General features: G+C 42.4%; 16 protein-coding genes. 9 read left to right on the forward strand and 7 right to left on the reverse strand.

Features of this window, described 5'->3' with window-relative positions; genetic code table 11:
- Position 1 precedes the first annotated feature (1 nt).
- From mlaD to JSY38_RS01525, 3 genes are read right to left on the reverse strand one after another with little or no spacing between them, the layout of a single operon-like run.
- A complete protein-coding gene (gene mlaD, locus JSY38_RS01515; RefSeq protein WP_205114900.1) occupies positions 2 to 463 on the reverse strand; it encodes an outer membrane lipid asymmetry maintenance protein MlaD in 462 nt (153 codons plus the stop codon).
- Position 464: 1 nt separating this feature from the next.
- Positions 465 to 1,247, reverse strand: coding sequence for a lipid asymmetry maintenance ABC transporter permease subunit MlaE (gene mlaE / locus JSY38_RS01520; protein ID WP_114412883.1), 783 nt, complete (start codon positions 1,245 to 1,247; stop codon positions 465 to 467).
- Positions 1,244 to 2,041 carry an ABC transporter ATP-binding protein gene (locus JSY38_RS01525; RefSeq protein WP_205114902.1) on the reverse strand — a complete coding sequence of 266 codons (798 nt, stop codon included), beginning with the start codon at positions 2,039 to 2,041 and terminating at the stop codon, positions 1,244 to 1,246. The genes mlaE and JSY38_RS01525 overlap by 4 nt, the downstream gene beginning before the upstream one ends.
- A gap of 151 nt (positions 2,042 to 2,192) precedes the next feature.
- Between JSY38_RS01525 and JSY38_RS01530 the strand changes: the two genes are divergently transcribed.
- From JSY38_RS01530 to yjgA, 9 genes are all read left to right on the forward strand, one after another.
- Entirely contained in the window at positions 2,193 to 3,173 is a 981-nt protein-coding gene (locus JSY38_RS01530; protein ID WP_239544124.1) for a calcium/sodium antiporter, read from the forward strand.
- 2 nt (positions 3,174 to 3,175) lie between these two features.
- Positions 3,176 to 3,751, forward strand: a complete 576-nt coding sequence (gene lptC / locus JSY38_RS01535) for an LPS export ABC transporter periplasmic protein LptC (RefSeq protein ID WP_114412886.1) — start codon at positions 3,176 to 3,178, stop codon at positions 3,749 to 3,751.
- On the forward strand, positions 3,735 to 4,241 hold the full coding sequence (gene lptA / locus JSY38_RS01540; protein WP_205114903.1) for a lipopolysaccharide transport periplasmic protein LptA: 507 nt from the start codon (positions 3,735 to 3,737) through the stop codon (positions 4,239 to 4,241). Before lptC ends, lptA begins: the two co-directional genes overlap by 17 nt.
- A 3-nt stretch (positions 4,242 to 4,244) precedes the next feature.
- On the forward strand, positions 4,245 to 4,970 hold the full coding sequence (lptB, locus tag JSY38_RS01545; RefSeq protein WP_205114904.1) for an LPS export ABC transporter ATP-binding protein: 726 nt from the start codon (positions 4,245 to 4,247) through the stop codon (positions 4,968 to 4,970).
- Between the two features lie 75 nt (positions 4,971 to 5,045).
- Entirely contained in the window at positions 5,046 to 6,515 is a 1,470-nt protein-coding gene (locus tag JSY38_RS01550) for an RNA polymerase factor sigma-54 (protein ID WP_205114905.1), read from the forward strand.
- Positions 6,516 to 6,532: 17 nt separating this feature from the next.
- The gene (gene ptsN / locus JSY38_RS01555) at positions 6,533 to 6,982 is read left to right on the forward strand and encodes a PTS IIA-like nitrogen regulatory protein PtsN (protein WP_205114906.1); all 450 of its coding nucleotides are present in this window, start codon (positions 6,533 to 6,535) and stop codon (positions 6,980 to 6,982) included.
- A 9-nt stretch (positions 6,983 to 6,991) separates the two neighbouring features.
- Entirely contained in the window at positions 6,992 to 7,261 is a 270-nt protein-coding gene (locus JSY38_RS01560; RefSeq protein WP_114412891.1) for an HPr family phosphocarrier protein, read from the forward strand.
- Between the two features lie 8 nt (positions 7,262 to 7,269).
- Complete coding sequence (mgtE, locus tag JSY38_RS01565) at positions 7,270 to 8,622, forward strand: magnesium transporter (RefSeq protein WP_114412892.1); 1,353 nt, start codon at positions 7,270 to 7,272, stop codon at positions 8,620 to 8,622.
- Positions 8,623 to 8,628: 6 nt separating this feature from the next.
- On the forward strand, positions 8,629 to 9,165 hold the full coding sequence (yjgA, locus tag JSY38_RS01570) for a ribosome biogenesis factor YjgA (protein WP_114412893.1): 537 nt from the start codon (positions 8,629 to 8,631) through the stop codon (positions 9,163 to 9,165).
- 70 nt (positions 9,166 to 9,235) lie between these two features.
- On the opposite strand, the gene JSY38_RS01575 is transcribed toward yjgA, so the two are convergent.
- From JSY38_RS01575 to JSY38_RS01590, 4 genes are read right to left on the reverse strand one after another with little or no spacing between them, the layout of a single operon-like run.
- A complete protein-coding gene (locus JSY38_RS01575) occupies positions 9,236 to 10,075 on the reverse strand; it encodes a carbon-nitrogen hydrolase family protein (RefSeq protein WP_205114907.1) in 840 nt (279 codons plus the stop codon).
- Positions 10,065 to 13,892 (reverse strand): YhdP family protein, encoded by a 3,828-nt coding sequence (locus JSY38_RS01580; protein ID WP_205114909.1) that lies wholly within the window; start codon positions 13,890 to 13,892, stop codon positions 10,065 to 10,067. The genes JSY38_RS01575 and JSY38_RS01580 overlap by 11 nt, the downstream gene beginning before the upstream one ends.
- A 16-nt stretch (positions 13,893 to 13,908) precedes the next feature.
- On the reverse strand, positions 13,909 to 15,363 hold the full coding sequence (rng, locus tag JSY38_RS01585; protein ID WP_114412896.1) for a ribonuclease G: 1,455 nt from the start codon (positions 15,361 to 15,363) through the stop codon (positions 13,909 to 13,911).
- Positions 15,356 to 15,967 carry a Maf family protein gene (locus JSY38_RS01590; protein ID WP_114412897.1) on the reverse strand — a complete coding sequence of 204 codons (612 nt, stop codon included), beginning with the start codon at positions 15,965 to 15,967 and terminating at the stop codon, positions 15,356 to 15,358. The genes rng and JSY38_RS01590 overlap by 8 nt, the downstream gene beginning before the upstream one ends.
- Positions 15,968 to 15,975 lie beyond the last annotated feature (8 nt).

Genomic DNA, 15,975 nt, shown 5'->3' on the forward strand with positions numbered 1-15,975 from the left:
ACTACTCCGAATCGCCTGCCTTGAATAAAAACTGACTAATTAATGTCTCCAAAACAAGAGCCGATTGCGTATCAAAAATCTCACCGCCATCAGTCAGCATTTCATCATCAGCACCAATTGATAACCCTAAATATTTTTCTCCCAACAAGCCACTTGTCAGGATAGCAATAGAACTGTCTGTCGGAATATTATCGACATCCGAATCGATATTCATGGTAACCAACCCCATATAAAGATCTTTATCTAGCGTTATCGATTCAACACTACCAATATTTACGCCAGCAATAGTGACTTTTGCTCGATTACTCAAACCACCAATATCATCAAATCTAGCAACTATCTGGTAAGTATCTTTTTTATCAGAAAATGCCAAGCCACTAACCTGCACCGCTAGGTAAACAAAGGCCATAATACCAACAACAATAAAGACCCCTACAAACAATTCAATACGTTTACTTCTCATCTTAAAAATCTCCAAACATGGCGGCAGTTAATACAAAGTCCAACGCCAAAATAGCCAATGAACCTAAAACGACAGTACGAGTCGTGGCTTTACCAATCCCTTCTGAGGTTGGTACACACTCATACCCTTGATAGACAGCAATCCAAGTAACAGCAACAGAGAAAAACACCGCTTTAATAAAACCATTAAGAATATCGGTATCAAAATAGACTGACTGCTGCATCAGCGACCAAAAAGCGCCATCATGGACACCTAACCAGTTAACAGAAACAATCAAGCCACCGATAATCCCTGTCGCCGAGAAGATCAAACTCAACAAAGGCAAACAAATAACCCCAGCAATAAACCTAGGTGCAATGACTCGACGCAATGGATCAACACCCATCATTTCAAAACTAGATAGCTGCTCTGTTGCTTTCATCAAGCCAATTTCAGCAGTCAAAGATGACCCAGCACGACCTGCGAACAATAAAGCGGTTACCACTGGACCTAACTCTCGCAATAAAGCCAAAGCCAACAACTGACCTACCGCTTCCTCTGAACCAAACTTAGCCAGTATGCTATAGCCCTGTAACGCCAATACCATCCCAATGAAAGCGCCAGAAACGACCACTATCACTAGAGATAAAACACCCACAGAATACAACTGTTTAACCAGTAAATTTAAAGACTCTTTCGGCCTAACTGGCAATCTAAAGACACTTTGAATGAGAAAAATCCCAGCACGCCCCACCGACTCTAGCCAGTTCAGCAACGCAGCCCCAAGCTCTGCAACCATTTTCATAAAGACACCTTATCCGCAACTGAGCTACTTTCTGGATAATGAAATGGCACTGGCCCATCTGGCTCACCATTTAAGAACTGCTGGACCTCAGCATTATCTGACGCCTTTATCTCCTCAGCTGACCCTTCCGCAATAACACGACCGCCAGCTAAAATACATACATGATCTGCAATAGAAAGAGACTCTTCAACATCGTGAGAAACAAGCACTGAGGTGATCTTGGCTGAATCATTTAACTGGCGTATTAGCTTCACCAGCACACCTTTTGAAATTGGATCCTGGCCTGTAAATGGCTCATCATACATAACCAACTCAGGGTCCAAGGCTATCGCCCTAGCCAATGCAACACGTCGCGCCATACCACCAGAAAGTTCAGAGGGCATTAATTCGGCCGCCCCTCGCAAACCGACACTGTAAAGCTTTTCCAATACTCTGTTAGATATTGCTTCAGCGTCAAGCTTGGTGTGCTCCTCCATTGGAAAAGCTATGTTCTCAGCAACACTCATATCACTGAATAGAGCACCACTTTGGAACAACATGCCCATTTTCTTTCTCGCTTTATACAGATTCGACCGAGACAATGAGTGGACATTTTGACCATCTACCAAAACCGCCCCAGAGTCTGGCGCTAACTGAGCTGCAATCAAACGCAGCAAAGTAGTTTTACCTGTTCCGCTTGGCCCCATGACAGCGGTAATCTTCCCCCTAGGAATCGTTATAGAGACGTTTTCGTAGATAAGCCGCTCTCCCCTTGAAAAACTCACATTTTGGACTTCGATATAAGCATCAGTCACTGGTACACCCTTAGCATCCTTCCCAAATATGGTTTGATACTATCATTGCCCCCTAACAATTAGAATCGTGACAAAGGCAAAACTACTTTGTTTGCAATATCAAGCCTTGAATTTAGTCGCCAAACCTCATTAAATGGTGCCTTCTATTACAATGAGTCATACCATTAATATGTTGTTATTTTCTATTGCTCTCATCGCAGGACTAGTTTTACTCGTATTTAGCTCTGATAAATTCATTGAGCACGCTGCTCTCGTAGCTGAAAAGCTCAACGTAAGCCCTATGATTATTGGCATCACCCTAGTAGCATTTGGCACATCAGCTCCCGAGATGGTGGTTTCTGCTATTGCCGCAATGGATAATGCGCCAGAAATAGCAATCGGCAATGTTCTAGGCTCGAATATTGCCAACATCGCTCTAGTGCTAGGTATCACCTTGTTGTTTTCCGCCATCCCTATAGCAAAAGGACTTTCCACAAAGGAAGTCCCCCTAGTGTTAGCAATCACACTACTAACCGGCTTTTTATTATATGACCAAGCATTAGATCTTTGGGACGGTATAATACTCATTGTTGCTTTTATCGTCGTACTGATCATTCTATTGCGCGGCAACAAAGATCTAGAGAGTGAACTAAAAGAAGAGCTTCCTGCAGATGACGGCACATCAATACTACAATCACTAGTCATTGCATTAATCGGACTAATCGTCCTGATCGGCAGCTCCAAACTACTCGTTTGGGGAGCCATAGGGATTGCCACAGCATTAGGTGTTAGCGAGCTAGTCATCGGCTTAACTATTGTTGCGATTGGAACCAGCCTTCCAGAGTTAGCGGCTTCCATTAGTAGTGTGAGAAAAGGCCATCATGACATTGCCATTGGCAATGTATTGGGCTCAAACGTCTTTAACCTAGCCACCGTACTACCTTTACCTGCACTGATTGCCCCGGGAATCATTGATCCGAGCGTGATACAGCGTGATTTCCCTTGGGTACTAGGATTGACTGTCGCGCTTGCTGTTGCCATCTTCATCTTTAAAAAATCCAAGAGCATTGCTATCCCTAGATGGTTAGGTCTACCCTTAATCGCTTCTTATGGCGTGTATTTATTCGCAATCAGCACGAATGGCGCTTTATAACAATGGATACTGCAAAGCTATTAAAGACCAAAAACACTCTCATATTAGTCGTGATAATTATGCTTGCGATTGCTATCAGTTGGTACAGTACAGAGCCAGGAAAAAACTTGGTGGAAGCAGATGCACTTCGTGGATCACCTGATTACTTTGTAACCGAAGTACAAATTAAAGAGTTTGATAAAAGTGGAACTTTAATCGAATCTATGAATGCAAAACAAACCTTCCACTATGATTTGCAAGACAAAACATTCCTTGAACAACCTAGTGTTGCACGCTACTCAGAGTCAGGGCAATGGAATGCAAAAGCAGATAAAGGGGTTATTGAGGACGGAAGTAATGATATCCTATTAACTGACAACGTAAGAGCAACTAAGAAGTATCAACAGTCTGAAGACATCAATTTAAGCTCAGACAACATGCACTACGAAGATAAAAACAAATCATTGACCAGCTACGGAGCTGCTACCCTGATATCAACTCAAGGAAAAACCTCCGCAAGCAAGATTACAACCTATATAAATTCAGAAGAAGTCGTGATGACAGGATCTGTACGAGGAAGCTATGAAACAATTCATTAACGCCAGCATGTTGCTCACTTCTGCCCTTATTGGACAATACACTTACGCATTACCAGATGACATCAGTAAGCCGTTAGAAATACAAGCCGATGAAGCATCGTTCGACCAAAACTCAGGTCAAGCCATTTATAAAGGCAACGTATTTGTAAAGCAGGGCTCTATCGAGATTCAAGCGCAGTATTTAAAAGTTTCCACAGATCCAAAAACCCAACAATTCAATAGCCTTGAAGCGACTGGTTTGCCTGCGAAGTTCAGCCAACAAATTGACTGGAATGGAAACATTGTTATTAGCAGAGGAAACGAAATCCACTACCAAACAGATGAATCTAAGTTAGAAATTACTGGTGATGGCTATTTGAGCCGCATGCAGAACTCTATCACTGCTGACTATATTCTCTATATGATTCAAGACGGCACCTTTAGCGCAGAGAAAAAAGATTCTGGACGCGTGTCTATGACATTACAACCACAAGCTACTGAGGCAAAATAATAGATGGCCTTACTAGAAGCAAAGCACCTTGCAAAAAGCTATAAAAAACGCAAAGTTGTAAAAGATGTATCAATTTCTGTTGAATCAGGACAAGCGGTTGGTCTATTAGGACCAAACGGAGCAGGGAAAACCACTTGCTTCTATATGATTGTTGGCATGGTAGCAAATGACGCTGGCGGCATTTTTATTGATGGCGTAGATATAACCCACGACGCAATGCATACACGTGCACAAAAAGGCATTGGCTACCTTCCTCAGGAAGCATCTATTTTCCGAAAGATGTCGGTAGAAGATAACATATTAGCTATCTTAGAAACCCGAAAAGAGCTAAATAAAAGCCAACAACAAGAGAGACTTGAGGCTCTTTTAGAAGAGTTTCATATTACTCATATACGCACCAACTTAGGCATGGCATTGTCTGGAGGAGAACGTCGTAGGGTCGAAATTGCAAGAGCACTTGCAATGAACCCAAAATTCATCCTTCTAGATGAACCATTTGCTGGTGTAGACCCTATTTCTGTTGGTGACATAAAGCTCATCATCAAACATCTGCAAGAAAGTGGTATAGGTGTATTGATCACCGATCACAACGTCAGAGAGACCCTCGACATCTGCGATAAAGCCTATATTGTTGGCAATGGCTACATCATTGCGTCAGGTGATGCTAGTACTGTCATCAACAATGAACAGGTTAAAAAGGTCTATTTAGGCGACGACTTCCGTCTGTAACCCCTTATCATTGCTGTAGAAAGGGAGTAGTATGCACAACTCGTTCCAATTCATTCAAACAAAAAGAGTTGCTCCATGAAGCAGTCTTTACAATTAAAGCTAGGTCAACAGCTAACCATGACCCCCCAACTGCAGCAAGCAATACGCTTACTGCAGCTTTCTACGTTGGATTTAAAGCAAGAAATCCATGAATTTCTAGAGTCTAACCCGCTCCTTGAGCTTGATGATGACGAGCAAACTCATAACGATATCCCTGCTAGCATTGAATCAAAGAGCGAAACAGAAACACCTCTAGACAACGGTGAAGAAGCGCGCGTAGAGTCTGAATGGACGGAAAGCATCCCCGAAGAACTGTCTATAGATAGTAATTGGGATGACACCTACCAAAGTTCAGCAGCGGTGAGTGACAGCCACAGTTTTGAAGGCGATAGCGATTTTGAAAGCCGCAATGCTCCAGCCGAAAGCATTCAAGACCATCTTATTTGGCAGTTAAACCTCACCCACATGTCAGATAGAGACCTCGAGATTGCCTATGCCATCATTGAATGTGTTCAGCCTGATGGCTACTTAAGCATTACCCCTGACGACATCTGCGAATCACTCAGCATTGAACTTGAAGACTTAGAAATGGAAGAAGTCATTGCTGTTCAACATAGACTACAGCGCTTCGACCCCGTCGGTGTATGCTCTATTGATTTACGCGATTGCCTATTAGTGCAATTAGAGGCTTTTCAAACACATCCTCTATTTAAAAGCACATATAACCTTATTGACCACTATTTACCCCTATTGGGTAATAGAGATTTTGCGCAATTAAGCCGCAAAACAAAATTAAAAGACGAAGCCCTAAAAGAAGTCATTAACCTAATCCAGCAACTAAACCCGCGCCCAGGTTCTGTTATTGATGCGGATGATACAGATTACGTGATTCCTGACGTATCAGTTAAAAAGCGCAACGACGTATGGCAAGTTGAATTAAACAATGACGCTCTTCCACCAATAAAAATCAATGAAACCTATTCAGCGATGGCAAGTACAGCTACAACAGCTGAAGATGCTTCTTACATCAAAAACTCTCTACAAGAAGCAAAATGGTTCATGAAAAGCTTGCAAAGCCGCAACGAGACACTACTAAAAGTAGCCAGTTGCATTGTTAGCAGACAAATCGATTTTTTCGAGCTTGGTGAAGAAGCGATGAAACCAATGGTACTTCATGACGTAGCTGAAGAAGTAGGCATGCATGAATCGACCATATCTAGGGTGACTACTCAAAAATACATGCATACGCCCAAAGGCATATTTGAGCTAAAATATTTCTTTTCTAGTCATGTTAATACGGCATCCGGCGGTGAATGCTCTTCGACAGCAATCAGAGCCATGATCAAAAAGCTTGTTGCCGATGAACCTGCTAAAAAACCTTTAAGTGATAACAAGTTAGCTGCCATTCTGGCAGATCAAGGCATACAAGTTGCTAGACGAACTGTAGCCAAATATCGTGAGGCGATGAACATCCCTCCTTCCAATGAACGCAAACGACTGATCTAAACGGAAAGCATTTTATCATGTCATTGAAATCATTATTAAAAGCAGACCTCGTTCTCGCAAAGCAAGATATCATTAGCAAAAAACGCGTATTAGAAAACCTCGCGGAAGTAGCATCTAACCGACTTCACTGTGATAACGAAGCGGTTTATGACGCCCTGCTAGGTCGAGAAAAACTTGGAAGTACCGGTATAGGCAATGGAATAGCAATTCCACATTGTAGACTAGAGTCTGCAAATCATACTGCCATAGTCGTGATGTCCTTAAAGACACCTATCGATTTTGACTCGATAGACAAGCGAGCTGTCGATCTAATATTTGCTCTGATTGTTCCGCCACATGAGTGCGACCAACATCTTGCAACATTAGCTCAAATAGCAGAATTAGCACAGTCTCCAGAGTCATTAGACAAGCTGCGTACAGCCCAAAATAACGAAGAGCTATTCAATATTTTTAACTCATTAGTATAGGTATAGAGCATGCTGGAAGAGTCTATTGTTATTATAAACAAGCTTGGCTTGCATGCCCGTGCTGCAGGCAAACTCATTGAAACAACCACACGCTTTTCTTGCGATATCACCATAGAGAAAGACGGCCGTAATGTGGATGGAAAAAGCATCATGGCAATGATGATGCTCGCTGCAGGAAAAGGCACCGAAATAAACATAAAAGCAAATGGTGAAGACGAACAAGACGCTATTAACGCGATTGTTGAATTAATTAACAATCGCTTCGGTGAAGATGAGTAAAGAGCACCATGTCGGAGCAAAACACCCTTAATCATTTGCAGACAGTTACCGAGTCCCTTGAGACCGGTGCTACGATGCAAATACGCTACCTACTTAACGGTGCCTTGCCTGCACAAGATGTTGCGCGACTACTAGAATCTTCCCCACCAAAAGAGCGCAAGCTCTTATGGGAACTCATCGAAGACAAAAACGAAGGCGAAGTATTACAGTATCTACCCGAAGATATTGGTGTTCAATTCATGAAAAACATGAACACAGAACGCCTAATCGCCGTCTCTGAACACTTCGAAAGCGATGACCTAGCTGACTTACTGCAACACCTACCAGAAAAAATTGTAAAAGAAGTTCTTGCGTCAATGACGGCGCAGGACAGAACAAGAGTCGAAGATTTATTAAGCTATTCAGAGGATTCTGCTGGCGGCTTAATGAACACGGATACAATAACAATTCGTCCAAACATTACCGTTGACATTGTTTTTCGCTATCTACGCAGGCACGCAAAAATCCCAGATATGACCGATAACCTATTGGTCGTAAGCCGCTCAGACAAACTGCTAGGCACATTGTCCCTTACAAAGTTATTAGTTTCCAACCCAAGCGCAACCGTGCGTGATATTATGGAAACAGAGTTTACCGCTATCAATGCAGAAACTCCCGCGAGTGAAGTCGCACAGTTATTTGAGAAAATGGACCTTGTCTCAGCTCCGGTTATTGATGGTGAAAGCAGAAAATTACTTGGCCGTATCACTATAGATGACGTGGTTGATGTTATTCGAGATGAGGCAGAACACTCCATGTTAAGCATGGCAGGCCTCGATGATGACGAAGACACCTTCTCCCCTATTATGAAAACCACCAAACGTCGTGCTGTTTGGCTAGGTATAAACCTTATTACTGCATTTATTGCCTCCTATGTTATTGGTCTATTTCAAAATACATTGGATCAGGTGGTCGCATTGGCAATATTAATGCCTATTGTTGCCAGCATGGGCGGCATCGCTGGCTCACAAGTACTCACACTGGTTATTCGTGGTATAGCACTCAACCAGATTGGAGCAACCAACACTCGCTGGCTTTTGAATAGAGAGCTTGTTGTAGGTCTTCTCAATGGCATTTTGTGGGCAACCGTTATCGCAGCCCTTACCGCTCTTTGGTTTGACAACATAAAGATTGCCTATATCATTGCGGGTGCCACCATAATAAACCTGCTATTTGCAGCAACCACTGGTACACTTCTGCCAATTTTCTTGAAAAAGATTGGTATCGACCCTGCCCTTGCTGGCAGCGTAATTTTGACTACCGTGACCGACGTGATTGGATTCCTTTCTTTCCTTGGTCTCGCTACTATTTTTCTAATATAGGTTCCCATGACAGACTTTGATCAATTTGAAAACGAAGAAGACATCCCTAAAAGTAAAACCCAGATCAAGCGTGAAATGGAAGCCCTGCAAGATCTAGGTAAAAAACTACTAAGCTTAAGTAAAAATCAACTTAAGAAAGTTGAGATGTCAGACACATTACGCGAAGCCTTTGTTGAAGCAGGGCGCATAAAACAACACGAAGCAATGAGAAGACATCTCCAATATATTGGCAAGGTAATGCGCACAGAAGACCACGAAGCCATTGCGCATCGTGTCGCTCTGTTTGACTCGACGTCGGCCGCTTACAATAAATTATTTCACCAACTTGAAGTAAAGCGTGATGCACTGATTGGTGAAAATAGCAAAGAGGTTTTGTCACAATACTTAGATGAAAACCCTCAGATTGAAGACATTCAATTGCTTAGGCAGTTAATTCGCCTATCACAGAAGGAAGTATCCCAAGCCTCAAACACAACAAATCGTAAAAAACTTTTCCGCTTTTTACGTGAAGCCGAAGAAAAGCGCTTGGGCCTAAAAGACTAACAAAGAAAACTAAGTCTATTGGAATTAACGACGAAAAGCTCCGGTACAGACATAACTGACCGGGGCTTTTTTAGCGAAATCTACGATGAACTAAACAGGGCATCTTTTTCCTGCAGCCATTCAGCCTTTGTTTTTCCACTTCAAAAACAAAAAAGCCAGGCTCTCCCTGCAAATCCGCCAAACACTCACCAAACGGCGAATATAAAGCACTATTACCATAAGTCTGTCTTGTTGAGTTATGCCAACCACACTGACCAACACCCAATACATAACACTGATTCTCTATTGCACGAGCAGACAACAATGTGCGCCAATGCGCCTTTCCAGTGACATAAGTAAATGCGGATGGCACTAACAATATTTCGGCCCCTAGACTTACCAGTTGTCGATATAGCTCTGGAAACCTCAAGTCATAGCAAATACTTAGACCAACTTTAAAACCATCAATGTCCAACACCTTTAATGATAATTCACCCGCTTCTATAACGTCAGATTCTTTATAAGAGGCCGCTTTATCATCGACAGCCACATCAAATAAATGAATCTTGTCATATCGTTCAAGCACTGCGCCATCCGGCCCAACTACCCAGCAAGACTGCCTCACACGCTCATTAGGAACCACACTGCCGTCAAACCTAAGAAGGGATGGATGAGAGCCAATAACGATATAGACAGAGTGCAATATAGCAAGGGCCTTAACTTCAGCAAAAATCGTAGCTTGATATTCAGACTCAGCCAAACGACGCATGCTTTTGCCATCAAACAAAAATACGTTCTCAGGAAGGACTACGAGACGCGCACCTCCATCCAGAACAGCTGAAGTAACGAGTCGCTTAACCTCTTTAACATTGCTTCGCCAATCTTTCGTGCTCGTCAGTTGAATAGCGGCAACAGACAATCTATTTGTCATTTGACTTACCCTGTGGCTGATATCGAACTGGCGTCATAACAGGATTATTAAATGAACCTTCAACCTTATATTGAACACTCGTTACCTTCGATAACTGATCACCTATTAGCTTATCAGTTATGAACAATAAACCTGCTAATTGAGGTGTCCCCCAAATCAAACCCGCCAAAGGAAGCGTGCCAGTTAAGGGGAAAGTCGCCGTTAATTTTTCATTCAATATTTCATTCACAATATCCGCCTCACCAGCAACAACAAGCTCAGCAGTCGGAGACTTGATGGTAATTGGAGAAACCGTTTTCAAAATACCGTCGCCAAGTGAAAGCACCCCTTTAAACTCATCATAAGTTAAGCCTGGCTCATAAACATCTGAAAAATCCAACAATAAACGTCGACTTAAGGCCCCTATATTAAAGATACCTAGCGCTTTCAAAAATGGAGGTAACTCATCAACTTTACTGAAATTACCATTCGATGCCGAAAAAGCAATCCGTCCAGATACAGATTCACGATCAAAATAAAATGGGTGCCCTTTCCAACTTAACCCCACATCGATGTTGTAATTTTTAGACGTAACAATGGCCTCGTTGGAAAACTTTTGTGTTAATTCTGCAAGGTCAGCACCATCAGCAGTAATAACTAGCTCAACATTGGAAGCTTTCCCACTGTCTTGCCAAAATAAAGAACCTTTAAAACTGCCCGTTTTTAACTTAGATGAAATAGGATCAACCCTTACAACATCTCCTTCTCTAGTTATAGTTAGCTGCCAATCACCATAGGGCTTTTCATTAAAATAAAGTTGATCTACCGATAACTTCATATTGGGAATTTGCTTAGCCGAGAAAGGTGCCGCTTTACCGCTATCAGCATCATCCTCTGAAGAATCAGAATTCCAGCTTAGAAAACCAAAATTAAGATTAACCACACCATCTTTCCATATAAAAGCAAAATTCATTTCATCTGAATTTACAAAGAGTGGCTTATCCGTAGACGAGTTATAAAGCACCTTAAAGTTATGCCAAGTATTATTTGGATTTACCACCACCCTATCCACTATAAGGTCAACACGACTCAACCAAGCAGGTAGAGCAGGAATTTCCACCGAATCAGACGTAGTATTTTCGTTTGAAAAATCAGCGATTACAGACTGCCACTCATTAACAAGAAGCTGTTTTAGATCACCACTAATCACCAAACCATTTGGTATGGTTGAACCCAGCCCTTTATGTTGCACCGTACTAACAATCAACTCGCCACCAACAAACTCTTCGTTTTGGAGCAATAACCTTGCCTTCGAAAAAGCATCGTAGCTTGCATCGATAACAAGATCGGATTCATGCTGCCTTACTTTAACTTGTAACGGCTTTACTTCACCCGATTCTTTCCCAATAGGCTCTGGCAGATCGATTTTTGCACCCAATAAATCACTATCGATAGTAAAGTCGACTTGACCCGGTTGAGATTGATTCACTGATAATTTGCCGACATAATCTGCCAAACCAGAAACTTTATTTACGGCCACATCAGTAACATTACGCCATTTAAGTACTTCCTTAACATCCACATTGCCGGAAAGATCGCCAATAACTGCCAACCCACCGCTCCCATCAGATGTTGCCATAGAAGACAACGCTAGGTGAGAGACTCCACCTAAAGCTTGCACATCAAATCCTGAATCGGTTATACCCTCACTAGAGCTGTAATTCAGCCTCCCTTCTTGAACATAACCGGTCAAGTCAAGTTCATTAATTCGCAACGAATTGTCTTTAAAATCTAGCGCAAGCTGTACCTTGGGCTCCATGTCAGCTGAAAAAGGAATCGCAACATCAAATTCGCCTTTTACACGCCCCTTCAATTGCCAATTAGCAAAAGGTGACAAGACAGACTGAGCCAATGGCGTTGATTGTAATGTAGACATAACCAGCGGCGCGTCTTCATCCACTGCACCCGAAATATTTAGCCAATCCGCTCGCTCATTTATGATTGGAACCGTAACCAAAAGATCACGTATCGGTAAGTCTGCTAGCTTTGCTGAGTCCACTCGGACACTAATGCCAAAGCCGTCATATGAAAAATTGCCTTTGACATCCGTCGCTGTAGGCCAGTTTTCATCAAACGCCACATCCGTATCATTTAGCCCCATTTGCACTCGTACGTGAGGCTTAGCACCGTCAGACAAATCACTCTGCACCAATACATCAATATCAGTGATTTCTCCAGAATTAGGAAATGCCTTCTGAATCCAAGACATAACCGCTTCATCAAGCACTTTAGGCGGAATATAATCCAGTCGATCTGCAACAGATAAGTTTTGACCATGCAAATCTAAAGCAAGCCAGTCAGGCTCATTACTTCTAACCTCTAAACGAAAACCACCATCAACATCTGCACCATGACGCTGCACGAGCAAATCCCGACCACTCACTAAAAATACATCTTGCTGTTGCCGCCACCCCACATAACCCGAAAGTTTATCAACCAGCCACGGCGACTCGTAAACTGTATCGAACCACAATTTACTTCCATTACTTCGAAAATCAATATAACCATTGTCCTCAGACAAACTGAAAACGGCATTAACATTATCGGCCTGAGGAATGCCATTATAGGCGCTAACCGATGCCGACTGTAGGTTACTTAAAAACTGGAATGACCACTGATCATTTTCTCGCCATACTTGGACACTGCCATTGCTAGCCATTCCCACTGGATTTAAGCCATTCAAAATACTGAATGCGTTAGAATCTTTTGGTAAAAAATACGCTAATACCTCATGCCCCAACCCTAGATCAGCTTGATTAAAGCGAATTGTCGAACGATTTGTTAAAGACGACCAATCAAACACACCCTTGATTGCTTGGTAATTTAAGCCATCACTATCCCTAATGGTTAAATCCTGCACATCAACACGAACCGCAGGCTGTTTCTGCGAGTAATGAAGCTTTACAGAAGATGTCGTGTCAAAACGCTGCCCATCCTCAAAAGCAACATTGAAATTTGTTGACTCGGCACGAACCTCATATTCTTTGCCAACAATCGCATCCAGCCATATTTCACCACCAAAATCAGCAGATGCAATTGAATATGAATTATTCGGTAATAAACTATTAATAGGTAAAGATATCTTCGGGGCATGAAGCGATGCTTTTACTCGATAGTTACCAAGTAAACCTCGCGCTTCCGCTATGCGGGCATTAATTTTGAACGGAGATTGATAGCCATCTAAAAAGACAGTTGATGTCAGCAAAGACTCATAAGACTTCTGAAATAGGTACAGGTGTGGGACTCGGATTTTATGTAGGCCCAGCTGCTCGCTATTAACGTCTATTTGACCATCATAAATAGAAAAGTTTTTCTGTGCAGATAGGTAATCTAAAGCACGCTCAACCCCCACTTCATTACGAACATTGCGTGTGGGTGTGGCGCCATCTAAATGCCAAACACCATTACTCTCTTGCATCCCTAAATAGGGGCGGACAAAACGAATATAGGTAAACTGAGGACTTAAACTAAGCAGGGATTTAACAGTGTCTAAGCGAATACGCATTTCATCAATACTAACGGCGACCTTTCCATTAGCGAGGATGTTAAACCCGCTAACAGAAACAGTAGGATCGACTCCCTCTAATCCCCCATCAATGCTAGCCAACGTCACAGGATAACCAATAATTTGCTGTAAATTATTCTCGATCTGCGGACGATATCGATCCATATAAGGAAGCAGCTGCCCAACACTGAGCGCAAAAATGGCCAACAATGCTGTTAATGCAACACTCCCCCAAAAAGAAAAAAGGATCAGTTTACGCAGTATCCAACGCATCTTAGGTCCTTTTTAGTTAACGCAAAACGACATCATACTGGTCTTGCGTGTAAACAGAATCAACTTGAAAACGGATAGTTTTGCCAATGAATGCCTCTAACTCAGCAACAGCAACACTTTCTTCGTCAAGAAACCTTTCAACAACAGCACTTGCTGCCAAGACAGTGTATGTTTGTGAATTATAGGCGCGATCTGCTCTTAATATTTCCCGGAACACCTCATAACACACTGTCTCTGGTGTTTTAACAAGACCACTGCCTCGGCAGGAACGACAGGGCTCACATAAGGTTTGTCCCAAACTCTCGCGCGTTCTTTTTCTCGTCATTTCAACCAAACCAAGCTCAGAAACCCCAGTAATTTTGGTTTTCGCATGGTCCGCATCTAATATTTTTTCAAGCATACGTAGCACTTGACGCTTATGCTCTTCATCTTCCATATCAATGAAGTCTATGATGATGATACCACCTAGATTACGCAACCTAAGTTGCCGGCCTATTGCGGTGGCCGCCTCTAAATTTGTCTTGTAGATGGTTTCTTCAAGATTTCTACTTCCGACAAAAGCACCAGTATTAACATCTATAGTGGTCATGGACTCGGTTTGCTCAACAAGCAAATAACCGCCAGATTTCAATTGCACCTTACGATCTAACGCCTTATGAATTTCATCTTCAACACTGTATAAATCAAAGATCGGACGCTCACCAGGATAATACTCAATGCGATCTCTAAGGTCAGGAATAAAATCTTCAGCGAAAGAACGTAACTTGGCATAATTCTCTTTGGAATCTATTCGAATTTTTTCTGTCGAAAGTCCAACCAAATCACGCATAGTACGTAAGTGCAAAGGAAGATCTTCATAAATAACAGAAGGCGCTTTTGCATTTTGCATACGACGCTTTACAGATTGCCATAGACGAGTAAGAAACTTGATATCAGCAAGAATCTCGTCTTCACCCGCTCTTTCTGCTGCAGTTCTTAATATATAACCACTATTTTCATCTGCGTCCGTGAGCGCTTCAGAAACTAACGATTTTAAACGTTCACGCTCAACTTCATCTTCGATTCTTTGGCTCACTCCAACATGTGCCTGATCTGGCATGTAAACCAAATAGCGAGAAGGAATAGAAAGGTGAGTTGTTAGTCTCGCGCCTTTTGAACTAATAGGGTCTTTGGTCACTTGAACCACTAGAGATTGCCCTTCACGCAAATAATCACCAATTTGATCACTTGGGTTAACAGCATCACGGCTCACAACCTCTGATACATGAATAAAAGCAGCCCTTTCCAAGCCAATATCAACAAATGCCGCCTGCATACCAGGAAGAACTCGGACAACCTTGCCTTGATAAATATTACCGACAATCCCTTTACGGCTGGAACGCTCTATATAAACTTCTTGTAATACGCCGTTCTCAACTAGAGCAACGCGAATCTCCATTGGAGTAACATTAATGAGTACATCTTCACTCATGTGACATTTCCTCTAGTGAATGAATTCCGAACTGGGCTAACAACTCAGCCGTTTCATAAAGGGGCAACCCAACAACAGCAGAATAAGATCCTGACATAGAGCGCACGAAAATAGAACCCAAACCTTGAATGCCGTATGAACCAGCTTTATCTTTGGGCTCATTGGTTTTCCAATATTGATCTATTTCTACATCTGAGATATCTCGAAAACTCACATCGCTTACAACACATTCCGTAGCGACATATTCAAGATTAATATTGCACAGACAAAGGGAGGTAATGACTTGATGAGAACGACCTGACAGCCGCCTTAACATTGACCTTGAATCCTCAAGAGACTCCGGCTTACCAAGGATACAGCCGTCTACAACCACACTGGTATCTGACGCGAGAAAAATCACTGAAGAGTCAAGATGATGATTTTGTTGCTTATATATTCTGGATGCTGCATGCGCTTTTTCCACTGCCATACGAACAACATATTCTTTCGCTTCTTCCTGCTCTTTTGGCGTTTCGTCGATGTCAGCAGGCAACACCTCAAAACGCTTAACCAAAAGACCAAGCAGCTCTTTCCTTCTCGGCGAAGCTGAAGCCAAAACAAGCATAATGTTTC

The sequence above is a fragment of the Marinomonas foliarum genome, assembly GCF_016906065.1.
GTDB classification, from domain to species: domain Bacteria; phylum Pseudomonadota; class Gammaproteobacteria; order Pseudomonadales; family Marinomonadaceae; genus Marinomonas; species Marinomonas foliarum.